This is a genomic window from Austwickia chelonae, from assembly GCF_003391095.1.
GTDB classification, from domain to species: Bacteria; Actinomycetota; Actinomycetes; order Actinomycetales; family Dermatophilaceae; genus Austwickia; species Austwickia chelonae_A.
The window spans coordinates 3455272-3478459 of the sequence record NZ_CP031447.1; the positions used below are offsets into that span (position 1 = coordinate 3455272).

Annotated in this window: 19 protein-coding genes; 7 read left to right on the forward strand and 12 right to left on the reverse strand. The window is 66.4% G+C overall.

Going from position 1 to position 23188, the window contains the following annotated elements; genetic code table 11:
* Positions 1 to 2: 2 nt before the first annotated feature.
* The 4 genes from kdpB to DX923_RS15210 are packed head-to-tail and all read right to left on the reverse strand — an operon-like array spanning position 3 to position 4592.
* Positions 3 to 2042 carry a potassium-transporting ATPase subunit KdpB gene (gene kdpB / locus DX923_RS15195; protein WP_116115933.1) on the reverse strand — a complete coding sequence of 680 codons (2040 nt, stop codon included), beginning with the start codon at positions 2040 to 2042 and terminating at the stop codon, positions 3 to 5.
* Positions 2039 to 3688 carry a potassium-transporting ATPase subunit KdpA gene (gene kdpA, locus DX923_RS15200; protein ID WP_116115934.1) on the reverse strand — a complete coding sequence of 550 codons (1650 nt, stop codon included), beginning with the start codon at positions 3686 to 3688 and terminating at the stop codon, positions 2039 to 2041. The genes kdpB and kdpA overlap by 4 nt, the downstream gene beginning before the upstream one ends.
* Positions 3688 to 3837: a K(+)-transporting ATPase subunit F gene (gene kdpF, locus DX923_RS16500; RefSeq protein WP_205413062.1), complete on the reverse strand. Its 150-nt coding sequence runs from the start codon at positions 3835 to 3837 to the stop codon at positions 3688 to 3690. Before kdpF ends, kdpA begins: the two co-directional genes overlap by 1 nt.
* Entirely contained in the window at positions 3834 to 4592 is a 759-nt protein-coding gene (locus DX923_RS15210) for a DUF4118 domain-containing protein (RefSeq protein WP_116115936.1), read from the reverse strand. Before DX923_RS15210 ends, kdpF begins: the two co-directional genes overlap by 4 nt.
* 205 nt (positions 4593 to 4797) lie before the next feature.
* Between DX923_RS15210 and DX923_RS15215 the strand changes: the two genes are divergently transcribed.
* Positions 4798 to 7371: a non-ribosomal peptide synthetase gene (locus tag DX923_RS15215; RefSeq protein ID WP_116115937.1), complete on the forward strand. Its 2574-nt coding sequence runs from the start codon at positions 4798 to 4800 to the stop codon at positions 7369 to 7371.
* A 175-nt stretch (positions 7372 to 7546) separates the two neighbouring features.
* Here the strand turns inward: DX923_RS15215 and DX923_RS15220 are convergent, their stop codons facing one another.
* On the reverse strand, positions 7547 to 8722 hold the full coding sequence (locus tag DX923_RS15220; protein ID WP_116115938.1) for an alpha/beta hydrolase: 1176 nt from the start codon (positions 8720 to 8722) through the stop codon (positions 7547 to 7549).
* A 197-nt stretch (positions 8723 to 8919) separates the two neighbouring features.
* Positions 8920 to 10092 (reverse strand): cystathionine gamma-synthase, encoded by a 1173-nt coding sequence (metB, locus tag DX923_RS15225; protein ID WP_116115939.1) that lies wholly within the window; start codon positions 10090 to 10092, stop codon positions 8920 to 8922.
* Positions 10093 to 10333: 241 nt separating this feature from the next.
* Here metB and DX923_RS15230 point away from each other — a divergent pair, with 241 nt between their 5' ends.
* On the forward strand, positions 10334 to 10831 hold the full coding sequence (locus tag DX923_RS15230; RefSeq protein WP_240322851.1) for an antitoxin: 498 nt from the start codon (positions 10334 to 10336) through the stop codon (positions 10829 to 10831).
* Positions 10832 to 10922: 91 nt separating this feature from the next.
* Here DX923_RS15230 and DX923_RS15235 read toward each other — a convergent pair whose 3' ends face one another.
* On the reverse strand, positions 10923 to 12401 hold the full coding sequence (locus DX923_RS15235) for a dicarboxylate/amino acid:cation symporter (protein WP_205413063.1): 1479 nt from the start codon (positions 12399 to 12401) through the stop codon (positions 10923 to 10925).
* A 489-nt stretch (positions 12402 to 12890) separates the two neighbouring features.
* On the opposite strand from DX923_RS15235, the gene DX923_RS17230 reads away from it, so the two are divergent.
* On the forward strand, positions 12891 to 13106 hold the full coding sequence (locus DX923_RS17230) for a hypothetical protein (protein WP_240322662.1): 216 nt from the start codon (positions 12891 to 12893) through the stop codon (positions 13104 to 13106).
* Between the two features lie 136 nt (positions 13107 to 13242).
* On the opposite strand, the gene DX923_RS15245 is transcribed toward DX923_RS17230, so the two are convergent.
* Complete coding sequence (locus tag DX923_RS15245) at positions 13243 to 15009, reverse strand: oleate hydratase (RefSeq protein ID WP_116115942.1); 1767 nt, start codon at positions 15007 to 15009, stop codon at positions 13243 to 13245.
* A 196-nt stretch (positions 15010 to 15205) separates the two neighbouring features.
* Here DX923_RS15245 and DX923_RS15250 point away from each other — a divergent pair, with 196 nt between their 5' ends.
* Entirely contained in the window at positions 15206 to 15829 is a 624-nt protein-coding gene (locus DX923_RS15250) for a TetR/AcrR family transcriptional regulator (RefSeq protein WP_116115943.1), read from the forward strand.
* On the opposite strand, the gene DX923_RS15255 is transcribed toward DX923_RS15250, so the two are convergent.
* Positions 15819 to 16793, reverse strand: coding sequence for a BadF/BadG/BcrA/BcrD ATPase family protein (locus tag DX923_RS15255; RefSeq protein ID WP_162873060.1), 975 nt, complete (start codon positions 16791 to 16793; stop codon positions 15819 to 15821). The two genes, DX923_RS15250 and DX923_RS15255, sit on opposite strands and share 11 nt — an antisense overlap.
* A gap of 280 nt (positions 16794 to 17073) precedes the next feature.
* Here DX923_RS15255 and DX923_RS15260 point away from each other — a divergent pair, with 280 nt between their 5' ends.
* The gene (locus DX923_RS15260) at positions 17074 to 17733 is read left to right on the forward strand and encodes a superoxide dismutase family protein (protein WP_116115945.1); all 660 of its coding nucleotides are present in this window, start codon (positions 17074 to 17076) and stop codon (positions 17731 to 17733) included.
* A 58-nt stretch (positions 17734 to 17791) separates the two neighbouring features.
* On the opposite strand, the gene DX923_RS15265 is transcribed toward DX923_RS15260, so the two are convergent.
* A complete protein-coding gene (locus DX923_RS15265) occupies positions 17792 to 18409 on the reverse strand; it encodes an MBL fold metallo-hydrolase (RefSeq protein ID WP_116115946.1) in 618 nt (205 codons plus the stop codon).
* The gene (locus tag DX923_RS15270) at positions 18406 to 19494 is read right to left on the reverse strand and encodes an S-(hydroxymethyl)mycothiol dehydrogenase (RefSeq protein ID WP_116115947.1); all 1089 of its coding nucleotides are present in this window, start codon (positions 19492 to 19494) and stop codon (positions 18406 to 18408) included. Before DX923_RS15270 ends, DX923_RS15265 begins: the two co-directional genes overlap by 4 nt.
* Positions 19495 to 19640: 146 nt before the next feature.
* On the opposite strand from DX923_RS15270, the gene DX923_RS15275 reads away from it, so the two are divergent.
* Entirely contained in the window at positions 19641 to 19985 is a 345-nt protein-coding gene (locus tag DX923_RS15275; RefSeq protein WP_205413064.1) for a transcriptional regulator, read from the forward strand.
* A gap of 82 nt (positions 19986 to 20067) precedes the next feature.
* Here DX923_RS15275 and DX923_RS15280 read toward each other — a convergent pair whose 3' ends face one another.
* Entirely contained in the window at positions 20068 to 21594 is a 1527-nt protein-coding gene (locus DX923_RS15280; protein ID WP_116115949.1) for a pyridoxal-5'-phosphate-dependent protein subunit beta, read from the reverse strand.
* A 448-nt stretch (positions 21595 to 22042) separates the two neighbouring features.
* Between DX923_RS15280 and DX923_RS15285 the strand changes: the two genes are divergently transcribed.
* Positions 22043 to 23152, forward strand: a complete 1110-nt coding sequence (locus DX923_RS15285; RefSeq protein ID WP_116115950.1) for an adenosine deaminase — start codon at positions 22043 to 22045, stop codon at positions 23150 to 23152.
* Positions 23153 to 23188 lie beyond the last annotated feature (36 nt).

Here is a 23188-nt window from a genome sequence, read left to right on the forward strand (position 1 = left end):
GATCACACCATTCCGGGCAGGAGGGAGACGAACAGGTCGATGGCCTTGATCCCGAGGAAAGGAGTGAGGACCCCGCCCACCCCGAAGACCAGCAGATTGCGCCGCAGGAGCGCAGCCGCCGACATCGGCCGGTACGGCACGCCTTTCAACGACAGGGGGATCAGGGCGACGATGATCAGGGCATTGAAGATGACGGCGGAGAGCATCGCCGACCGCGGACTGGCCAGCCCCATCACGTTGAGTGCGGCCAGGCCGGGGAAGACCGACATGAACATCGCCGGGATGATCGCGAAGTATTTCGCGACGTCATTGGCGATCGAGAAGGTCGTCAAGGCACCCCGGGTGATGAGGAGTTGTTTACCGATACCGACGACTTCGATGAGTTTCGTGGGGTCCGAGTCGAGGTCGACCATGTTCCCGGCCTCCTTGGCCGCCGATGTGCCGGTGTTCATGGCCACGCCGACGTCGGCCTGTGCCAGCGCCGGCGCGTCATTGGTGCCATCACCGGTCATCGCCACGAGCCGCCCACCGGCCTGCTCCTGGCGGATCAACGCCATCTTGTCCTCCGGGGTGGCTTCGGCGAGGACGTCGTCGACCCCGGCCTCCTCGGCGATGGCCCGGGCGGTCAACCGGTTGTCGCCGGTGACCATGACAGTGCGGATCCCCATCCGTCGCAGTTCGTCGAAACGTTCCCGCATGCCCGGTTTGACGACATCCTTCAGGTGGACGACAGCGAGGACCCGGGCCGACGATCCAGGGCCCTGCTCGGCCACGACGAGCGGGGTTCCCCCGGACGCCGCGATCCGGTCGACAACGCCCTCGAGGTCGGCGGGAATCTCACCTCCCCGGTCGCGGACCCAGAAGGTGACGGTGCTGCCCGCACCTTTGCGGACCAGGGTGCCGTCAAGCAGGTCGATCCCGGACATGCGGGTCTGTGCGGTGAATTCGACGAAGACGGCTCCGTCGGTCATCCCTTCGGCGAGTGGCCCTCCATCGTTCCCGTCGATCAGTTCGACGACGGAGCGGCCTTCGGGGGTCAGATCGGCCAGCGAGGACAGACGAGCGGCGCGGTGGGCTTCGTCCAGGCCGGTCTGCCCGACCGGGATGATCTCGCAGGCACGCCGGTTGCCGAAGGTGATGGTGCCGGTCTTGTCGAGCAGCAGGGTCGACACGTCACCGGCGGCTTCCACCGCGCGTCCGGATTTGGCGAGCACATTGCGTTGCACGAGCCGATCCATCCCGGCGATGCCGATCGCGGAGAGCAGGGCACCGATCGTCGTGGGGATGAGGCACACCAGCAGGGCTACCAGGATGAGGACTGGTTGGGTCGCGCCGCTGTACCCGGCCATCGGTGAGATGGCCACCACGGCGAGCAGGAAGATGACCGTCAAGGTGGTCAGCAGGATCGACAGGGCGACCTCGTTGGGGGTCTTCTGCCGGGATGCGCCTTCGACGAGGGCGATCATCCGGTCGATGAAACTCTCCCCGGGCCGGGTGGTGATCCGGACGACGATCCGGTCGGAGAGCACCGTCGTACCCCCGGTCACCGCGGACCGGTCACCGCCGGATTCCCTGATCACGGGAGCCGATTCACCGGTGATTGCGGATTCGTCGACGGTGGCGACGCCGTCGACGATGTCGCCGTCGCCGGGAATCACCTCACCGGCTTCGACGACGACGAGGTCGCCGACGGTCAAGGTGGTACCTGGGACGAGCTGTTCCTGCCCGTCGGTGCCGACCCGACGGGCCGTGGTCTCGACTTTCGTGGCGCGCAGGCTCGCGGCCTGGGCTTTGCCACGCCCTTCGGCGACGGCTTCGGCAAGATTGGCGAAGAGCACGGTCGCCCACAGCCACAGGGTGATCCCGAGGGAAAAGGCGTCCGGGGAGATCAGCGACAACACGGTGGTGAGTACCGAACCGACCCAGACCACGAAGATCACCGGGGACCGGACGACGTGCCGGGGGTCGAGCTTGCGGACGGCCGCCGGGAGCTGCGTACGGATCGTCACCGCCAGTGCGGGTGTGCTGTCGGTACGGGTCACCGCAAGGCCTCCGCGATCGGGCCCAGGGCGAGGGCGGGGAAGAAGGTCAGTCCGGCGATGATCAGCGCGATCCCGACGAGCAGACCGATGAACAGGGGGGTGTGGGTCGGCATGGTGCCTTCGGTGGTCGGTCGGTGCGGTTGACCGGCGAAGGACCCGGCCAGGGCCAGGACGAGCAGGATCGGCAGGAAACGGCCGAGCAGCATACAGGCGGCGAGAGTCAGGTTGAACCAGGGCGTATCGGCGCCGAGGCCGGCGAAGGCGGACCCGTTGTTGTTCGCCGCCGAGGCATAGGCGTACATCATCTCGGTCAATCCGTGCGGCCCTCGGGCGGTCAGGGCGTCGCGGGCGAAGGGCAGGGCGAGAGATGCGCCGGTGCCCAGGAGCACCAGGGACGGCATGATGAGGATGGTCAGCGCCGCGCAGGTGATCTCCCGCCGTCCGATGCTCTTGCCGAGCAGTTCGGGAGTGCGACCCACCATGAGACCGGCGACGAAGACAGCGATGACGACGACGATCAGGAGGCTGTACAGGCCGGTGCCGACCCCACCGGGGCTGATCTCACCGAGCAGCATGTTCGCGAGCAGCAGGCCACCGCCCAGGGGGCTGTAGGAGTCGTGCATCGAGTTGACGGCCCCGGTGGACGTGCTCGTGGTCACGGTCGCGAAGAGCACCGAACCCGACACCCCGAACCGGGCCTCCTTGCCCTCGAGCGCGCCGCCCAGGACACCGCTGAGCCGGTTCTCGGCCAGGAGTGTGAGCGCCCAGGAGCTGAGGAAGAGGGCTCCGACGAACCCGACGAGGGCGTACCCCTGGCGGTGATCACCGACCATGAGGGAGTACATGCGGGGCAGTGCGCAGGGGATGAGCAGGATCAGGAGGATCTCGAGGACGTTCGTGAGGGGGGTGGGGTTCTCGAAGGGGTGTGCGGAGTTGGCGTTGAAGAAACCACCGCCGTTGGTGCCGAGCAGTTTGATCGCTTCCTGGGAGGCGACCGGTCCTCCCTGGATGGCCTGTCGCCCACCGGTGAGGGTGTCGACGACGACGGGTCCGGCGAGATTCTGGATGACGCCGCCGAGGACGAGCAGGAGCGCCCCGGCGACGGCGATCGGCAGCAGCACCCGGACGATCCCTCGGGTGAGGTCGACCCAGAAGTTGCCGATGCGGTCGGTGTCATGCCGGGCGATGCCTCTGGTGAGGGCGACGGCCACGGCGAGTCCGACGGCGGCGCTGGCGAAGTTCTGCACGGTCAGGCCGAGCATCTGGGCCAGGTGGGTGGCGCCTTCTTCACCGCTGTAGCTCTGCCAGTTGGTGTTGGTGACGAAGGAGACGGCCGTGTTCAGCGCGGTGTCGATACCCATCCCGGCCCGTCCAACGGCCAGTGGCAGCTTGGTCTGGACGAGGAGCAGCGCCCATAGCGTGAGGATGCCGACGAGGCTGAAGGTCATGAGCGAGGAGGCGTAGGTGCGCCAGTGTTGCTCACTGTCGGGGTCGATCCGGCAGATCCGGTAGAGGGTTTGTTCCAGCCGGAGATGTCGCTCTGTGGTGAAGGTGCGGGCCAGGTGCGCGCCGAGGGGACGGTGGGTCGTGGCGAGGACCGTCGCCACGACAGCGAGGGTGGCGACGGCGGAGGCGGTGTCGTCCATCAGAATTTCTCGGGGTGGGTCAGCGCGTAGATCAGGTAGACCAGCAGGCCGACGGCCAGGAGTGCTGCGAGTAGGTTTTCGAACATCGGGTACGGTTTCTCCTCGTTCCGGGGCGGTTTCTGGTGCGGCGCCGAGATGTCTCGGCTCAACCGGTGGCGGCTTGTTCGGCGAGGAGAAAAGCCACTTTCAGCTGGTCGTCGCTGGGATGGACGACTTTGGTGGCGGCGGTGAGCCGGAAGTGGGCCACGACCTCGTGTCCTCGACGCACCGGGATCACGGTGATGCTGGTCGTGGGGAGGCCGACGGCGGTCGGGTCGCTGAGGTAGCCGAGGTGGTCGAGCCGTCCGGTGTCGGTGAGTACCGGCCATCCGCCGGGTGGCGCCCCGGGCGCGCAGGTGCAGGAGTCGATGCCGAGCACTCGGGTGATCTCCTGGCAGATCGCTTTCCGGCGGTCGTCACCCGATCCGCTGGCGGGGTCGACGCGAAGGACTTCGAGTACACCGTCGACATATCCCGCGCGACGGGCGGCGACGGACTCCTGTCGCCTGCCGCGGAGGGCCAGTTCGGTGACGGCGAGCCCGACGGCGGCCAGGAGCAGCGCGAGCAGGAGGTCGTCGGTGCGGGCGATACGGAAGGTCAGGTAGGGCGGGATGAGGAAGAAGTCCATCCACGCCGCGCCGGACAGCGCGCTGAGCAGGCCGGCCGTACGGTCGCCGGTGGCGGCGAAGGCCACGACGATCAGAGTGAACAGGAGGACGACGACGGCGGTGTCGGCGTCGGCTCGGACCGGGACGAGCGCGGCGGCGAGCAGCAGCGGTGCCAGCACGGCGAGGGTGCGTCGTATCCGGGGGTCGTCGAGCGCCTCGGTCGGGGTGATTCTCTGCACGGCATGAGTGGCGGACATGTCTCTATCGAAGGGCGCTTTCCCGGAGGCCGTCGGTTTCCTGACGCGGCACTGACTCCCCTTGACGCATCCTTGACGCCACACCCTCCTGATTAGCGCAAATCCTTTTCTGCACAGCAGATTTCGACCGCGCTGTCAGTGCAGGGAGGGGTGCCTCCTAGACTCCAGGCGAACTGTCCACGAAATCTCGAGGGGGCCTGCCGTGATGATCGGTGCCGACAAGCAACGTTGCCGCACTCTGCAGGAGGCGGACATTCCAGCCGGGATCATCCCGCGGCTGCGCGATGTCATCACCGAGCAACCTTCGAAGGTCGCGGTCACCGACCAGAAGTATTCGCTGAGCTACGGCACCCTGGCCGCCCGAGCCGCATCGATCCTGACCGATCTGCGGCACAACCTGGCCGAACTGGTGCCGCCGCCCCGCCGTTTCGGAGAGGCCGAGTTCAACGCCCATGAGCCGGTGGCCCTGCTGTTCGACCACGAGGTCGACGCGGTCGCCGCCCTGGTCGCCGTCCTGGCGTCCGGGCACCCGGTCCTCGTCCTGGACCCGCGGACCCCGGCGGACCGCTCCCAGCGGCTGGTGCGCAGGGTCGGCGCGCGCATCGTCCTGACCGCCCCGAGCCAGCAGTTCCTCGCCGGTGAGTTGGGTATCCGCGTCGTCGTCCCCGAGGGCGATGCCACCCACGGGGATGCTGCGGGTGTCGATCGGTTGTGGGAGGATCCGCCGGCTGCCGACGATGTCGCCGTGGTCGCGTTCACGTCCGGCTCGACGGGCGAGCCCAAAGCGGTGGCGAATCCGCACGAGATGTTGATCCGTGACGCCTGGAACTCCAGTATCTCGGCGGAGTGTTACGGCGACACCGATGTCTTCGCCCACACCCTGCCGATCGCTTTCCACGCCGGGTTGACCGCCACGGTGCACGGCCTGCTGGTCGGGGTGACCATGCACCTGTACGACACTCGCACCACGGGGATCGGGCAGTTGGCGTCCTTCATCGACCGGCAGGGGTGCACGTTGATGATCGCTTCGCCGGCGATCCTGCGGGGGTTCACTGCGACGAAGCCCCGGCCTGATCTGCTGACCGGTCTGCGTCAGCTGACGATCGCCGGTGAGCCTGCGCATGCCCGGGATGTGCTCCCGGCGACGGCTTTTCTTCCTCCGGGGTGTGCCATCCGTAACCGGTACGGGTGTTCGGAGACGGGTCTGCTCATCGAGTACGTGGTCGATCCGGCCACGGTGGACGGCCAACTTCCCGCGGGGAGGAGCGTGGGTCGGACGGTCGTGGAGATCGTCGATGCCGAGGGGGTGCCGGTTCCTGAGGGGCAGGTGGGCAGGGTCCGGGTGAGCGCGCCGTGTTTCTCGTTGGGCTATTGGGGGCTTCCGGAGCAGACGGCGGCGTCCTTCGGGCGGACCGAGGACGGCTGGCACACCTATCTGACCAGCGATCAGGGGCGTCTGCTCCCGGACGGCAATTACATGATCGTGGGCCGGTCGGACCACAGCGTGAAGATCCGTGGTTATCTGGTCGACCCTGGGGAGGTCGATGCGGCGCTCTTCCAGATCCCCGGCGTGCGTGAGGCCGTGGTGGTCAGCGGAGTCCGTCCGCATGACCAGGCGATCCGGCTGTTGGCCTATGTGGTGCTCGAGTCGGACACGGACACCGGTGAGGCTGCGGTGCGTAGTTCGTTGCGTGGTCGGTTGCCTGCGCACATGGTGCCGGAGATCATCGTCCTGTTGGACGAGTTGCCGCGCACGGAGCGGGGCAAGATCGATCGGAAGGCTTTGCCGGAGCCGATTCCGGCGGATGACGACGACAGCGAGCACTTGAAGACCGGGTGGGAGTGTCTGATCGCCGAGCATTGGGCGCATGTGCTGTGCCTGGACAAGACGACCCTGCGCGGTTACTCGGATTTCTTTGCTTTGGGCGGCGATTCGCTGAGCGCTGAGGAGTTGATGACTCGGCTGATCAATGACGTGGGGGTTTCCCCGGCCCGCGCGGAGACCCGGATGTTGGCGGAGACGCCGACCTTGCGAGTATTCGCTGCCCGGCTTTTGGAGGACGGGCCGAAGGACAAGCGGCGTTGGTCGTTGCCTTTGCAGAGCAACGGGAGCCGTCCGCCGGTGTTCTTGGTGACCGGTGCGGGCGGCCTGGGCGTCGGTTTCCTGGCGTTGGCGAACCGGTTGGGTGCGGATCAGCCGTCGTACGCCTTGCAGTCGCCGCTGGTGGAGGGGCGGGGCTTGCCGGAGTGGTCGATCCGCAAGATGGCGAAGCGCCGGATTGCGCAGATCCGCCGGATCCAGCCGCGTGGCCCGTACATTTTGGCGGGGCATTCGTTCGGCGGGGTGGTCGCCGTGGAGATGGCGCACCAGTTGGTGGCTTCGGGTGACCGGGTGAGCCACCTGGTGATCTTGGATTCCTTCCCGCCGGATGCGGCGTACATGCCTCCGCCGCCGAAACGGTCGTTGATCGAGCAGGCGAAGTTCCTGGGTGGGACGGTGGCGCTGGCTGCGACCAGCAGTAATGGCAGTATGGCGTGGCGGCTGTTCGACCACGCGAACATGATCGCGCCGTATTATCACGGCCGTCCGTGGCCGGGGAAGACGCTGGTGGTTCTGGCGGATACTCCGGAAAGGGCGATGCGTTCGGTGTGGGATCCCTTCCTGACCGGGAAGTGGCGGACGGTGACGGTGTCGGGCGACCACGTGACCATGCTCCGCTCACCCTGGGTCGACGAGGTCGCCGATCATGTGCGGGAGTTCCTCACCGAACCCGTCTAACCACCCTCGCCCCCGCATCCACCCGCATCCCCCACAACCGGAACCTGGGCACCGTACTCGGTGCTCAGGTCAACACTGGTGACCCGCGCTCTCCCTCAACTGGAACCTGAGCACCGAGTACGGTGCCCAGGTTCCGGTTAAGCAGCGGTGTTGGTGCCGCGGGAGCTGCGGAGCCTCAGCGCTGATGTGTGAGGCGAGCTGCGAATCGGGTGATCTCGGTCTTCAGCTGGGTCGAGTAGGGCACATCGGCGCTGTAGAGACGCGGGTCACGGGAGGCGTCCTCCTTGAGGACGTGGTTGACGCCTTTCAGTGCGACGAAGCGCGGCCCCAGGTAGAGGCCGGTGAACCCGTCGGCGAGGCGGTGAACCTCGGGGCAACCGACCTGGATGTCCGCCTCGGAACAGGTCACCAGCACTTCGGTACCGGCACGGGCCCGCCCGGCGAGCACCGCAGGGTCGTGACGGTCGATCTGTTGTAGATAGAGCGCGACCCCCGGGTTGAAGATCTGCGCCAAAAGCCCTTTCAGTTCAGGAAGAGGTTTCCCGGCCCGGATCGCAGCGACCGCTGCCGCCAGTTCACGCTTGATGTCGCCGGCTTCTTCCGGAGACAGCTGACCTGCCGCGAGAGCACTGTCGACCTGACGAACGAGCTGTTCGGCGATCACGTCGAGATAGCGTTCCGGCAATGGGGCGAGCAGGTTGATCCCGCGAGGAACGGGCACGCCAGGCCGCTCCCCCAGTGTGAGGAGCTGGGCGAAGAGCCCCCCTTCGCTATGTCCGACGGCGATCAACCGACCTTGGTCGACCCCAGGGCGACGGGACAGCTCCACGAAAGCTCGTTCGGACTGGTCACGGAACATCTCGAGAGTCGGCGGTCGCTGCCCGACAGTACCCATTCCGGTCTTTCCGCTGCCGAGCTTGTCGTAACGCAGACTGGGTACTCCTTGAGCGGCATAAATGCGCGCTACCGCTTGGAGACTACCGAGGGTTCGGAAACCCGGGACGGCGGAATTCCCGTTCCGATCGGTGGGACCGCTGCCTGCGATGAGCAGCGCGGCAGGGCGAGCCTCCCCGGTGTCGATCGGGTGAAACCAGGTTCCGTACACGGTTCCGCTGGCGCTCGGGAAGGCGATTTCTTCTTCTACCCACCCCTGGGGAACACGCGGCATATGACGGGGCTCGGCAGCCACCGGCGCCGGGGGAACGGTCTGCCCGATCCCGGAGACCGGAACTACCGGCGCTGCGCTCGCCGCCACCGGAGTGGCGCAGACCGAGGAAGCTCCGACGATCAGCGCGGCTGTCGCGCTGGAGGCCCTTAGCCAGGCGATAGCACGAATTCGCTTGCGCGTCATGCGCGCATCGTACTCACGGCCCGTTCCGCACCCCGGCAACAACAGCGCCCTCGGCGCGCCCCCGACCTGGGCACCGTACTCGGTGCTCAGGTCAACGCTGATGTACTCCGATCCCGGTTAACCGGAACCTGGGCACCAAGTACGGTGCTCAGGTTCCGGTTAAGCAGCGGTGTTGGCGCACTCGCACTCGCAGGTTGCTATGCAGCTGCTCGATCGAGTCCGGCGCTGATGTCTGCGGCGAGGTCCTGCGGAGCTTCCAACCCGATGGACAGGCGCAACAGACCTGCGGTGATCCCGGCAGAAAGCTGCGCTTCCGCGGTCATCGAAGCGTGCGTCATCGTCGCCGGGTGAGCGACCAACGATTCGACCCCACCGAGGGATTCGGCCAGGGAGAAGCAGGTCAGCCCGTCGAGGAAGCGGCGTACTGCGGCTTCGTCGGCCAGCTCGAAGGAGACCATCGCCCCGAAGCTGCGCTGCTGCCGGGCAGCGACCTCGTGGCCGGGGTGATCGGTCAGGCCCGGGTAGTGGACGCGACGCACGGCGGGATGCCCGACGAGCGCCTCGACGACGGCCGCTGCGCCTTCCTCATGAGCTCGCATGCGGGTGTGCAGGGTGCGCAGCCCGCGCAGCGTCAGGTAGCTGTCGAACGGGCTACCGGTGACACCGAGAACATTCGCCCACCAGGCCATCTGTTCGGCCAGTTCTGCGGTGGCCGCGATGATCGCACCGCCGACGACGTCACTGTGCCCGTTGAGGTATTTGGTGGTGGAGTGCACGACGACGTCCGCGCCCAGCCCGAGGGGCTGCTGCCACAGCGGCGAGCAGAAGGTGTTGTCGGCGACGACGGTCGCACCGAGGGTGTGGGCCCGGTCGGCGATGTCGGCGATGTCGGTGATCCGCAGCAGCGGGTTCGACGGCGTTTCGATCCAGACGACACTGGGCGCACCGCCGGGAGCGTCGGCGGACAGTTCGCGGACGACGGCGTCGGGGTCGGTGTAGTCGACATAGGTGACGGTGAAATGGCCTTTCCCGGAGAGGGAGTCGAAGAGCCGCCAGGTCCCGCCGTAGCAGTCGTGGGGGGCGATGATCCGCTGTCCGGGGTTGAGTAGCGCAGTGACGACGACGGTGATGGCGCCCATGCCGGTGGCGGTGACGACACTGTCGGCGCCGCCTTCGAGGTCGGCGAGGGCGGCACCGAGGACACCGCGCGTGGGGTTGCCGCTGCGGGTGTAGTCGTAGCGGCGGGGTTCGCCGAATCCGGCGAAGGTGTAATTGCTGGAGAGGTACACCGGTGGCACGACGGCGCCGTGGGTGGTGTCACTTTCCAGGCCGGCGCGCACGGCGCGGGTGTGCGGGTGTCGGTCGGTCACGGTGTGCCTTTCGGTGTGCTGTGAGCATCGCGGACAGTGTTTCGATGTCGAACATTCATGGTGTCTGCCCTATTCCGTTGGTGCCACGGCGTCTTACGGAGAGGACCGCTTGTCAGGGGCGGGGTGTAGGCACAGGTGGTACGGGTAGTGCCTTGACATGGGGTGCCGTTCGTACGCTGCCCGGTGAGACCGCTGGTGTTCGCGGGCACCCGGTTCAGGTGAGGAGGACGAAGTGCCGTTCATGAAGGACTTTTCGCAGAAGGCGCGCAAGGTTGCCGGTGAGGCTGCTCACGTCACGGCGCAGGCGCGGCGCAGTGCCGGTGAGATGACGGAGAACCGTCGTGGGCAGATCGAGGCGGCGCTCGATCAGGCCGGCCGGTTCGTGGACACTCGCACCGAGGGGAAGTACACGACGAAGATCGCGAAGGCGCGGCAGGCTGCGGGGAAGGGGGTCGATTTCGTGGCGAAGCAGAAGTCGACCCGTGTCCCGCCGCGTCCAGGGCTTTCCCCGCAGGGTCCGGTGATCATCGGCCCTGCGGGGACAGCGGTGTGGAAGGACGATCAGGTGCAGGATCGTCCGCGCAACTCCGACGTGCCGACGGGTTGGTCTACTGGCGATCAGAGTGCTTCCGGTGGGGCCGGGGACGCGGCAGGTTCGTCGGGTGGTGCTGGGTCCGGCGGGCCGGGCCGTCCGTATTCGGCGCCGATCCCGCCGTACGATCCGGGTCCTCCGCGCTGAGCCGATACGCACGGAGGGCCGGTCCCCCCACGGGAGAATCCGGCCCTCCGATTTTCAGGCAGCTGTACTACTCAGCTCAGAGCGGTGAAGGTCACCCTGCACTCTTGGCCTGGCTCTGCCCGGCAGCTACCGGCTCGGCCTGCTGTTTCGGGGCTTCTTCGGCTGCGGCCTCGAGGGTCGCCGCCGGCGCGGGTGTGACGGCGTCGACGCTGTTCTTGGGGGTCTCCCCGCCGATCACCATGTCGCCCTTGGGGGCGTCGTAGACCGCACGGTCGAGGATGCCTTCCCGGGAGGCGACGACGACGGGGATCAACGCTTGCCCGGCGACATTGGTGGCGGTACGCATCATGTCGAGGATCGGGTCGATGGCCAGCAGCAGCCCTGCACCGGCCAACGGCAGGCCCAGCGTCGACAGGGTCAACGTCAGCATGACGATGGCTCCGGTCAGCCCGGCGGTCGCGGCGGAGCCGACCACGGACACCAGCACGATCAGGGCCAGTTGCGGGATCGTCAGGTCCATTCCGAAGACCTCGGCGACGAAGATCGCTGCCAAGGCCGGGTAGATGGCGGCGCATCCGTCCATTTTCGAGGTCGCACCGAAGGGCACCGCGAAGGCGGCGTAGTCCTTGGGGACGCCGAGGCGGTCGATGGTGACTTCCTGGGTCAGGGGCATGGTGCCGACCGACGACCGGGAGACGAAGCCGAGCTGGATCGCCGGCCAGGCGCCCGCGTAGAACTTGCGCGGGCTGAGCCGTCCGGAGAAGAAGAGCACCGTCGGGTAGAGCACCAGCAGGACGAGGAGGCATCCGACGTAGACGTCGATCGCGAAGGTCGCCAGCGGGGCGAGGAGGTCCCAGCCGTAGGTGGCGACGGCTTTGCCGATGAGCCCGAGGGTGCCGATCGGGGCGAGGAGGATGACCCACCACAGCGCCTTCTGGGTGATCTCGAGCACGGAGTCGGTGAGTTTCAGGAAGGGTTCGGCCTTGTCGCCGATCTGGACGGCGGCCATACCGACGACCACACCGAGGAAGACGATCTGCAGAACGTTGCCCTGGACGAAGGCACCGACGGGGTTGGTGGGGACGATCCCGGCGAGGAAGTCGGTCCAGCCGCCGCCTTTCGACGGGGCTTTCGCGGTGCCCAGGTCGAGGGTGACTCCGCGGCCGGGGTGGGTGAGCAGTCCGAGGGCGACGCCGATGAGGGAGGCGGCCAGGCCGGTGATGGCGAACCAAAGCAGGGTCTGTCCGGCGAGGCGGGCCGCATTGGTGACTCCGCGCAGGTGGGCGATGCTGCTGACCACGGCGGTGAACACCAGCGGTGGCACGGCGAGTTTGAGCAGTTGCACGAAGAGTGATCCGATGACGCCCAGTGAGTTCGCGAGCCAGTCGAGGTTCGCTGCGCGCGCGAGGTAGCCCAGGCCGATACCGGCGGCGAGTGCGAGGAGTACCTGGGTGGTGTAGGAGATGCGGGGCCCACGCCGACGTGGTGGTGTGTCGGCTGGTGGGCTCGTGTCCGCGGCGGCGGGCGTGGGTGTTTTCTCAGGCGATGCGGACGCCGATGTGCTCGTCATGCTGTTTCCTCTGCTGGCAGGTCTCAAGTTGTCGACCGCCGGGCGGAAGCACCGTGTGGTGCCGGCGCGAGGCGGGTGGTCAGCCTCGACAGACACACGTGGCCTGCATGCACAGGTCCACGTATCGACGTTCGGTGAGATGCCAGATATTGCCCACGTTTCACCGAACGTGCGACGTATTCATTTTATTCCTCCCTTCTTCGACTTCGTCGGTGGCACCCGGAAACACGCTGTGGGACAGTCTTCGCCGCCGGTCATTCCATATGCGGGCAGATTTTGCCGCTGCGATGGTTCTCAGAGGAAAGCGGAGCAGCGAGAGCCCACGCCGCACCTACACCCGAATCGACGCACGAGAGGTGGCCACTGAGGTTGGACGCAGTACGCCTCCTCGTCTCCAGGAGGACCGTTACCGTTGGGCCCCGCCCTGCCACACTCACGACAACTGCCGCCGCCCATGCACTCGGAGTCTCCCGACCCACACTGATGAAGATGATCCGCAACGGAGAGAGCTCTGCCCATAAAGTTGGAACGCATACTCGCCTGAAGACAGAGGAAGTCGACGCAGTCCTCGATCGTCGCCGAAATGCCCAGCGCGCAGCTTTCGACGCCTTGCGGGACCTCGAAGAGAGCGACGAAAAATCAACGAGGCCTTCTACCTTCAGATGGCATAGGGGATTCCCTCCCCGAGGCCCTAGAGCGAGCTGAGCTTCCTCAGTTCGCGGCCTGCGTCAAGCAGCACCTCCGCTTCATCGCGCTCCGTGGCTGACGTCGGCTCCTGGGCTGGCCTGGCCCAGGAGCCGATGTCGGTCGTTCATGTCCGATGTGCGACGCAGGACAGTGCTCAGATGACACCCGTGGAGCGCAGGAGTCCGCCGATGATGGTGCGGTCGAGTCGTTTCATGATGAAGCCGGGCACTTTCAGCTTCTTGCCGTCACGCATCCGTGCGGTGGCGTTGAGCAGGTCGCGGATGTCGTACACGCTGCCCCACACCTCGGGCACGCCACGGTCGACGTCCAGCAGGGTGTAGACGGCTTCCATGCCGGTGCGCACCGAGTACTCGGTAGTGAAGATGGTGTCGCGGGTGGTTTCGGCGAACTGGCCGAGGAAGGCGAAGTTGACGCAGCCGTCGGGCACCACGTTCGGGCGGTCACCGGCTCGCCGGGGCATGAAGAAGGAGGTGATGAAGGGCATCATGCAGGGCATGCAGATCGCGGAGTTCGCCGCGAGGTCGTCGATCTGTTCTACGGGGACGCCCAGGTGGTACAGCCATTCCTGGGTGATCTCCTCACCGGTGCAGTCGCGCATCGGCTTCTTCACGTAGTCGCCGGGGCGGTCGGTGAAGAGGCTGTAGATCCAGACGACGATCTTGTCGCCGGGCTGGGCGGCGAAGTGCGGCTGGCGGTTGATGGTCCAGGAGAGCATCCAGGAGGAGTCGCGGACGCTGACGATGCCGCCGGTGGTGACGCGTCCGGCGAGGGGGTCGCGGCGGCAGATCTTCTCCAGGTAGGGGCGGATCCGGTCGTCGAGGGTGGTGAGGCTGGCCGATTCCCAGTTGGTCAGGTGGGTTTCGTTGCAGTACTTCTCGGGGTTGCCGAAGCTCTGGTCCTGGCGGGCGATATTGCGCCACAGCTGCCAGGTGCCGCCGGGGCGGACCTCGGGGTCGAGGGTGGCCGGGGTGTGGTGGTCGCCCCAGTTGGAGTTCTCGACGCAGGAGCCGTTGGTGACGAAGACGAGGTCGTCGGCGGTGAGGTCGACGCCTCCGGTTTCACCGTCGCGGATCCATTCGATCCGTTCGGCCACCTTGGTGGTGCCGGTGCCGCCGGGGGCGGGCGCGGTCAGGGCGAAGCGGACGTCGGTGACCTTGGTGTCGTACTGGAAGACGACGCCTTGGTCCTTCAGCCAGGTGACCAGCGGGAGGATCAGCGATTCGTACTGGTTGTACTTGGTGAACTTCAGGGCCGAGAAGTCGGGCAGGCCGCCGATGTGATGGATGAAACGCTGCAGGTAGAGCTTCATCTCCAGGGCGCTGTGCCAGTCCTCGAAGGCGAACATGGTGCGCCAGTAGAGCCAGAAGTTGGATTCGAAGAAGTCTTTGCCGAGGACGTCGGTGATCTTCTTGTCGTAGAGGTCTTCGTTGCGGGTGAAGAAGAGCTTCATGAGGTCTTTCTGGGCCCGCATGGTGAGGGTGAACTCACCGTTGGTCTCCCCGTCCTGTCCTCGGTTCTTGGTGGCTCGCATCAGCGAGTAGTTGGGGTCGTCCTTGTTGAGCCAGTAGAACTCGTCGAGGACGGAGGCGTCGGGGATCTCCAGGGAGGGGATGGACCGGTAGAGGTCCCAGAGGCATTCGAAGTGGTTCTCCATCTCGCGTCCGCCGCGGATGAGGAAGCCCTTTTCGGGGTCGACGATGCCGTCGCAGGCGCCGCCGGAGAGGGGTGAGGCTTCGAGGATGGTGATCCGTTCGGGTTTCATCTGGGCGTCGCGGACGAGGAAGGCCGCAGCGGCGAGGGAGGCGAGTCCTGCGCCGACGAGATAGGCGGATTTCTCGTCGACTCCCTGTGGCTTGCGGGGTCGTGCGAAGGCTTCGTAGTTGCCACTGCTGTAGTACACCGTGCGTCCTTCCGATGGTTCTGTCCGACAGGGCGGCAACACGACCACCCAAAAAGGAGCGTACTCCGTTTTAAGCAGCTACTGTCGCGCTGTAGCGAAGTTCACACAGGACAGGCCGACCTTGTGAAAACGGAGTAATCTCTCATAAGGACGCATTTCATCTTTATCGGGAAACACCCGTACCGAGAAGGGACCTATGACAGCCACCCAGGACGAAGGGCGCCGCGCCCGCAACAAACGACTCAAGTCGGAAGCGATCCTCCACGCCGCCGAAGAACTCTTCCGACTCAAGGGGTACAACGCCGTCACCACCCAGGAGATCGCTCAACGCGCCGATGTCTCCAATGGCACCTTCTTCCGGCACGCCCGGTCGAAAGCCGACCTGCTCGTCACCGTGATGAACTCCAGACTCCGACTCGGCCACGAGCGAGGCCTGCACATGGCCGGACAAGGCGCAGGCGCCGTCGAATCCGTGGTTGCCCTGCTCACCCCGCTCGCCGAAACCGGGATGGCCCACCCCGAGGTCGTCGTCGCCTATCAGCGCGAGTTGCTGTTCACCGTCGACCCACGACGTGACGCCGATCTGGCCACCGTCGAACAGCTCGAGAGCGCCATCCGCGAGATCCTTGCCATCACCCACCCCGAGCACCCCGAGGAAACCCGCGCCTTCGCGGCCTACAGCATCTACGCCACCATGTACATGGACCTCGTCCGGGTCGGTGTCGGCCGTACACCCACCGACGACCTGCCCCGGCAGCTACGAGTCACCATTCGCACCCTGCTGCGAGGGCTGCTCCCGGACGATCCGCTCAGGACATGACCGTCCGGCGATAACGCGCACCGACCCTCACCGCACACCCACGAGCGGCGAAGGACCGCAGCGAGTCCAAGGCGTTCTCCACCACCCGCACGTCTGCGGCGCCCCCCGATGCCCGCGCGCAGGCATCCAGCACCAGGCGTTGGTACGGCAGACAGCCACTGACCAGCCCGCCGCAGATCACCCAGGTCGCCGAGGCCGGAGAACCCAGGTTCCGAGCGGCCGCGGCGAAGGACTCCTCCACCTGGTCCACCACGGCAATCATGATCCGGCCCGCGACGGCGTCGTCGTCCTCCGTCCAGGCCTGGGTCACGGCCCGCGCCAAAGGAGCGAGCAACTGCTTCGGACGGGAGTCCTGACCTGCCTCCCGAGCCAACCGCAATGCCCCCGCGTCATCCAGTCCTGCCCGAGCGGTGATGCTCGTCCTCTCCCCCCGACCGTCGGCCGCCCGCACCATCGCCACCAGCCCTCGCCGTCCGACATCGACGGCGGCGCCGTCGTCGCTGGCAACCCACTCGACGCCACCGACCCTGGCCACGACGTCCTGGGAATCACGTGACCAATAGGCGCTGCCCGTACCGATGATCGCGGCCACCGATTCTGTCCCTGGCTCCTCGGCGAACAGCAGCGGGAGGATGTCGTTGAAGATGTGCACCCGTCCGAGGTAGTGACGCTCCCGCACGGCACCGGCGAACATCTCAGCAAGGAGGTCCGCGGTCGGGTCATCGAATCCGGCAGTGGCTACATAGGTTTCGATGGGGTCGGTGACCCGGTCCGCGATATGCCCGATGAGTTCGCCGTAGATCCGACGTGCCTCGTCGGGTGTGGTCGTCGCGGTATTGGCGCTGCCGAGGGTCTCGGTGGCGAGAAGCTCATCACCACGCCAGAGTTCGAGCCTGGTATGGGTACCTCCGCAGTCGGCGACGGCATATACCGCAGCCCCGTCCACGCTGTCGGGGAGTGACATGGATGACCTCCTGGTCCTCAAGAGCGCCCCGCAGTCTTCCGCCGCCGCGGTCGGGCGCATCACGCGTCCATCATGCGCCGCCAGGAAGTCTTCGGGCTCGTCCCTGCCAAAGATCAGAAAGAATCAATATCGTATGTGATCAACAGGCTCCCCGGGCCCGAGATACGACCATCCGGCGCAGGCCACCGCCACCCCGGCTATCGGCCGCGCGCGCCCACCACCAGGCTTCCCACGATGAGGTCAGGGTGTAGGGCGCACCGTGAAATACACAGGAGGACCTATGCGTCGCGCCGTTCTACCCCTCATCGCCGTCACCGCAGCGGTCCTGTCCGGTTGCGGCGGCCAGCAGAATTCCGCGGTCAGTGAGAGCAGACCCAGCTGGCAGAACTCAGCCGCAGGCCATGGCGCTGCGGGCCATGGAGCCGACTCCTCCGGCAACGACAAGGCACTGGCCGCCGGAGAGATCACGACCCCCGAAGGCAAGAAGGTCGGGACCGTGGAGATCAGCAAGGCCGAACACGGCATGACCGTCCAGGTGACCACACAGGGGCTACCTCCGGGCTTCCACGGGATGCACCTGCACGCGATCGGCAAGTGCGAGGCTCATTCCCACGACCCGAAAGACGCGCAGAAGACGGGGCACAACCTGTCCTCCGGCGGTCACCTCGCCGCAGCAGGTCAGAGCCACCCCGACCACGACGGGGACCTGCCCGTCCTGTACGTCGGCAAGGACGGGCACGGCAAGATCAGCACGTTGACCGACCGGCTGAAGGAAGAACACCTGACCGCCGAGGCCGGGCTCAGCATGATCATCCACCACAACCCGGACAACTACGCGAACATCCCCAGCCGGTACGCCCCGAACGGCCCCGACGCCGAGACGAAGGCCGCCGGTGATTCCGGGGCCCGTATCGGCTGCGCCGTCCTGAAGAAGAAATGAGCACGACGGGGCCGCGCCTGGCGGCGCGGCCCCGTGTTCTCCCACCCCGGGTCCGGGTTCAGCCGATGTTCTCCTGTTCGGCTGCGATGGTCGTCGAGTCGCCGTGTCCGGTGTGGACGACGGTGTGCTCGGGCAGGGTCAGGAGGCGTTCCCGGATGGATTCCAGGATCTGCGGTGCGGAGGAGAAGGATCGGCCGGTGGCTCCGGGTCCGCCGGAGAACAGGGTGTCCCCGGAGAAGAGCACGTCCAGGTCGGGCGCGTAGAAGCAGACGGCGCCGGGGGCGTGGCCCGGGGTGTGGATCGTGTGGAGGGTCACCCCGCCGACGGTGATGCGTTGACCATCGGTCAGGTCGGCGTCCCAGTTCCGGTCGGGGTGGGTGAGTTCCCACAGCGGCCGGTCGGCCGGGTGCAGCCAGATGGGCGCTCCGGTGCGTTCGCGTACTTCGGGGGCGACGCGGACGTGGTCGTCGTGGGCGTGGGTGCACACGATGGCCTTGAGTTCGCGGTCGCCGATCAGGTCGATGATCTGTGCAGCGTCATGGGGCGCGTCGAGGACGATGCATTCGCGGTCGTCGCCGATGACCCAGACGTTGTTGTCGACGTCGAAGGTCTCTCCGTCGAGGGTGAAGGTGCCTGAGGTGATACCGCGGGCGACAGGGATCTGGGGGCCTCTCACCAGGTCACCACCGATCGCAGGACCTCACCGTGGTGCATCTTGGTGAAGGCTTGTTCGACCTGGTCGACGCCGATGGTCTCGGTGACGAAGGCGTCGAGGTCCAGTCGGCCTTGCTGGTAGAGGTCGATGAGCATCGGGAAGTCCCGTTCGGGCAGGCAGTCGCCGTACCAGCTGGATTTGAGGGATCCGCCGCGCCCGAAGAGGTCGATGAGGGGGATGTCGGGCAGGGACATGTCGGGGGTGGGCACCCCGACGAGGACGACGGTCCCGGCGAGGTCACGGGCGTAGAAGGCTTGTTTCCAGGTCTCCGGACGTCCGACCGCGTCGATGACGACGTCGGCACCATGCCCGTCGGTGAGGGCCCGGATCTGTTCGACCGGGTCGGCGTCGCTGCTGTTGATCGTGTGGGTGGCGCCCATGCCGGTGGCCCAGTCGAGTTTCCGTCCGTCGAGGTCGACGGCGATGATCGTGGTCGCTCCCGCGATGGCTGCTCCGGCGACGGCCGCGCAGCCCACGCCTCCGCAGCCGATGACGGCGACGGACTGACCGCGGCGGACCGCTCCGGTGTTCAGGGAAGCGCCGATGCCGGCCATCACCCCGCACCCGAGGAGCCCAGCTGCCGCAGGTGCCGCGGCGGGGTCCACCTTTGTGCATTGCCCAGCGGCGACGAGGGTTTTCTCGATGAAGGCTCCGATGCCCAGTGCGGGGGTGAGTTCGGTGCCGTCGGTGAGCGTCATCCGTTGGGAGGCGTTGTGGGTGGCGAAGCAGTACCAGGGTTCTCCGCGTTTGCAGGCGCGGCACTTCCCGCAGACGGCCCGCCAGTTCAGGATGACGTAGTCGCCGGGTTCGACGTCGGTGACATCGGAGCCGACCGCTTCGACGATGCCGGCGGCCTCGTGGCCGAGGAGGAAGGGGAAGTCGTCGTTGATGCCGCCTTCGCGGTAGTGCAGGTCGGTGTGGCATACCCCGCAGGCCTGGATCTTCACGACGGCTTCGCCGGGGCCGGGGTCGGGCACGATGACGTCAACGAGTTCGACGGGGGCGCCTTCGGCGCGGGCGATGACACCTTTCACGGTGCTGGGCATGGGGGCTCCTGTTCGCACGGGTAGCCCCCAGTCAACGTCGACTGGACGTATTTAGCCAGACGAGAAGCGCTTTCGCGCGTGTCTTGGCTGGTCATCACCTCGGATCGCTCTTTCCTATGCGGCAAGATGCATGTGACGATGGGCCAGTGCCTGCTCCCGTCTTCGACGCCCTGGTCCACGAACCGACCCGGATGCGGTTGTGCGCCCTGTTGGTCCCGGTCGAGTCACGTGACTTCGCCGGTCTGCGTGACGAACTGGGGGTGTCCGATTCGGCCTTGAGCAAGCATGTCCGGGTGTTGCGGACCCACGGCTATGTCCAGACCGTCCGCCTGCGTTCGGGCAGACGCGACCACTTGGAGGTCGCTCTCACCGAGGCCGGGCGGACAGCTTTCTGCGGTCATGTCGCCGAGATCCAACGGCTGGTCACCGTGGTCCGCAGCGCGGAGGCCCGGCGAGCACGACGGCCTGCCCGGGGGATCAGAGCGGAGTGAACCGGGGTACGGCACAGGCCTGGTGGGCCGCACCCCGGGGTCCTTCCGCTGGAGGCCCCCCCGTTCAGGGGCGCCTCGCCGCTCAGCCTTCGGCGACCTTGGCGTTGAAGTCCTGGATCATGCGGTCCCACACGGGAAGGTAGGCGTGCAGGTCGTCCCAGAACTTCTGGTCACGCCGCGACTCGAAGAGCTCGAACGGGGTGCCCTGCTGCTCCACCCAGGTGTAGTAGCCCAGGTTGAAGATGCGGTCCTTGTCGAACTCGGTCATCTCCAAGGCGCCGTCGGTCGGAACATTCGCCAGGTGGCGGCCCCACACCTCGGCGGCATGCTCGGCGGTGAACTCCCCGCAGAAGTCGCGCTCGGTGATCTTGACCCGCTCCGAGGGGTACATCTGCCCGCCGTCGGTGGCCACGGTGACCAGGACGTCGTCCTCCCCCAGGCCAAGCACCTTCGCACAGGAGATGGCCGCCAACACATTGCAGATCGAGGAGACCCCGAAATCGGGCAGGGTGTCGATGATCTCCTGCGGAACACCCTTCGAGACCAGGTAGTCGACCCCGGCGGCCTCGTTGAACATCACCTCGAGCTGGTCGGTGGCCTCGTCGGAGACCGCGCACACCAGGTCGTGCTTCTTGATGTTGTGGATGATCGGCAGGTGCTTGTCGCCGATGCCCTGGATGTTGTGCTCGCCGTACCCGTTCTTGAGCAGGGTCGGGCACTCCAGCGCTTCGACCGCACAGACCTTCGTGCCATAGGTGTCCTTCAGGTACTCCCCGGAGGCGATGGTGCCCGCTGAACCGGTCGCGCTGGTCATCAGGGCGAGCTTGGCGTCGGCGCGGCCAGAGGTCTTCTTGTAGTGCTCGAAGACGTGGGCCAGGGCCGCACCAGTCACCTTGTAGTGGGTGAGGTGGTTACCGAACTCGGCGAACTGGTTGAAGATGAAGTTCGTGTCGTCCTGCGCGAGCCGGTTGCACTCGTCGTAGATCTCCTTGACATTGCTCTCCGTACCGACCGTCCTGATGACGTCCTCGGCCGGGTTCTCGCACCACGTGTCCAGCCAGTCGAAACGCTCCTGACTCATGCCCGCGGGCAGGATCGCCACCCCGCGGGAGGCCATCAACCGGGAGATGGCTACGCCGCCACGGGCGTAGTTGCCGGTGCTCGGCCAGATCGCGCGATGCGCCGTCGGGTCGAACTGACCGGTGACCAGGCGAGGGGCCAGGCACGCGTAGGCGGCGAGCACCTTGTGGGCGGTGATCATCGGGAAACGGTTGCCGAAGAGCACCAGGATCGGGGAGTCGATGCCGGTGAGCTCCTTGGTCAGGACGGCATGCTCGGGGACGTCGACCTGGTTGCCGTCCTTGTCGTTGTACCAGTGGACGCGCCACAGGTTGCGAGGGTCGGGTCCTTGAGGGTCGGCGTCGCCGTACTTCTCTGCGGGGATGTATTTGGGCGGGTCGGAGAGCTCTTCCAGGGTCGGGAGGATGATGCCGCGTTCGCGGAAACGTTCGACGCTGTTGGCGAGGACGTCTTCGTCGACGACGCGGTCGGCCAGTCCGAACTGGTCTTCGAGCGCCTGCTGATGGGGGGACGTGGCGGCCTTGAACATCTCTCTCCTACCTGCACCGATGCACCATTCGCGGGTATCGGGTGCGCGGCGGCGGGCGCCGTGCACCCTGAGCGCACGAGCGTGTTGGCGGGTTGGTGTCGCCCGAGCACCCCATTCATCTTTCACCAAAGTATGCCTTCTAATAGCCTAACTTTAGATAGCTTCTCGCAAAGCTACATAAAAGTCAGGTGAGGATGGTCCACGTGACGCCCCAAAATGGACCCAACATCCTATTTAAGATCCGGAACCCAACACCCCGTACAGCACGTTGACCTTGCGAAAGAACTGACAAGAGCCGTCAAAGCGACGGATTCACGTCAGTGACAGGCATTCTGATGATGCCGGGAGCAGTCTCGACATCATCCGGGCATGTCGCAGCGCTCGAGGGGACACAAGGCCCGGCGACGACCCGACACGGAAAGCCACCAGGAGCGACCGAGGAGGACCCATGACCCTCACCCGTGACCAGCTGCGCGCGCTGCCCAAGGTCTCCCTGCACGATCACCTGGACGGCGGTGTGCGCCCGCAGACGATCATCGAGCTCGCCGAGGAGATCGGCTGGCAGCTGCCAGAAGCGGCAGCCGATGGCGATGCCGCACTAGGCGAATGGTTCTACGAGGCGTCGACCTCCGGTTCCCTGGAGCTCTACCTGCAGACCTTCACCCATGTCATCGCGATCCTCCAGACCCCGGAGTCCCTGACGCGAGTCGCCCGGGAATATGTCCACGATCTCGCCGCCGACGGCGTCGTCTACGGGGAGACCCGTTGGGCTCCGGAGCAGCACACCCAAGGCGGCATGTCGATGCGGGATGCCGTGCAGGCCGTGGCCTCGGGTCTGGTCCAGGGCATGGCCGAGTGCGCCCAACAGGGCTGGCCGATCGTGGTCCGACAACTGCTGTGCAGCATGCGGCACAACGAGCCGTCCACCGAAATCGCAGAACTCGCTCTGGAGTTCAAGGACCGTGGAGTGGCCGGTTTCGATATCGCCGGGGCGGAGGACGGATTTCCCGCCGAACGTTTCGCACCGGCTTTCGCGGCGATCAAGGCCGGGGGCGGGCACAGCACCGCTCATGCCGGTGAAGCCGACGGCCCGGAGTCGATCCGTCAGGCCGTCCTCGAGTGCGGCGCGGAACGGGTCGGTCACGGGGTCCGCATCATGGAGGACATCTGCTTCGACGGGGACAGCCCGGCGCTGGGAGAAATCGCCACCTACCTGCGTGACCACCGGATCCCCCTGGAAGTCTGCCCGACGTCGAACGTGCAGACCGGGATCTGCGAAAGCATCGCGGAGCATCCGTTCCCGGTGCTCGCCGACCTGGGTTTCCTGGTGACGGTGAGTTGTGACAACAGGTTGCAGAGCCGGACGACGCTGACCGAGGAGTTCGCCTTGCTCTGCGAAGCATTCGGCTACGGAATCGAAGCAGTGGAACGCTTCACCGTGGATGCTGCGCAAGCGGCTTTCTGGGACGAGGACTCCCGCGAGCGCCTCATCGCCGGAACGATCCGGCCTGCTTTTGCCGCGGTGCGCGGGGTCGACCCGGCGTTCCCTCCCCGCTGACTCCCGTTCCGCCGACGGCAGTGGGTCGAGCCCCGT

Coding starts and splice junctions, on each gene's coding strand:
- kdpA (WP_116115934.1), bottom strand. CDS start 3,688: ATGGACGACACCGCCTCCGCCGTCGCCACCCTCGCTGTCGTGGCGACG.
- DX923_RS15210 (WP_116115936.1), bottom strand. CDS start 4,592: ATGTCCGCCACTCATGCCGTGCAGAGAATCACCCCGACCGAGGCGCTC.
- DX923_RS15215 (WP_116115937.1), top strand. CDS start 4,798: ATGATCGGTGCCGACAAGCAACGTTGCCGCACTCTGCAGGAGGCGGAC.
- DX923_RS15220 (WP_116115938.1), bottom strand. CDS start 8,722: ATGACGCGCAAGCGAATTCGTGCTATCGCCTGGCTAAGGGCCTCCAGC.
- DX923_RS15230 (WP_240322851.1), top strand. CDS start 10,334: ATGAAGGACTTTTCGCAGAAGGCGCGCAAGGTTGCCGGTGAGGCTGCT.
- DX923_RS15235 (WP_205413063.1), bottom strand. CDS start 12,401: ATGACGAGCACATCGGCGTCCGCATCGCCTGAGAAAACACCCACGCCC.
- DX923_RS17230 (WP_240322662.1), top strand. CDS start 12,891: ATGATCCGCAACGGAGAGAGCTCTGCCCATAAAGTTGGAACGCATACT.
- DX923_RS15250 (WP_116115943.1), top strand. CDS start 15,206: ATGACAGCCACCCAGGACGAAGGGCGCCGCGCCCGCAACAAACGACTC.
- DX923_RS15255 (WP_162873060.1), bottom strand. CDS start 16,793: ATGTCACTCCCCGACAGCGTGGACGGGGCTGCGGTATATGCCGTCGCC.
- DX923_RS15260 (WP_116115945.1), top strand. CDS start 17,074: ATGCGTCGCGCCGTTCTACCCCTCATCGCCGTCACCGCAGCGGTCCTG.
- DX923_RS15270 (WP_116115947.1), bottom strand. CDS start 19,494: ATGCCCAGCACCGTGAAAGGTGTCATCGCCCGCGCCGAAGGCGCCCCC.
- DX923_RS15280 (WP_116115949.1), bottom strand. CDS start 21,594: ATGTTCAAGGCCGCCACGTCCCCCCATCAGCAGGCGCTCGAAGACCAG.
- DX923_RS15285 (WP_116115950.1), top strand. CDS start 22,043: ATGACCCTCACCCGTGACCAGCTGCGCGCGCTGCCCAAGGTCTCCCTG.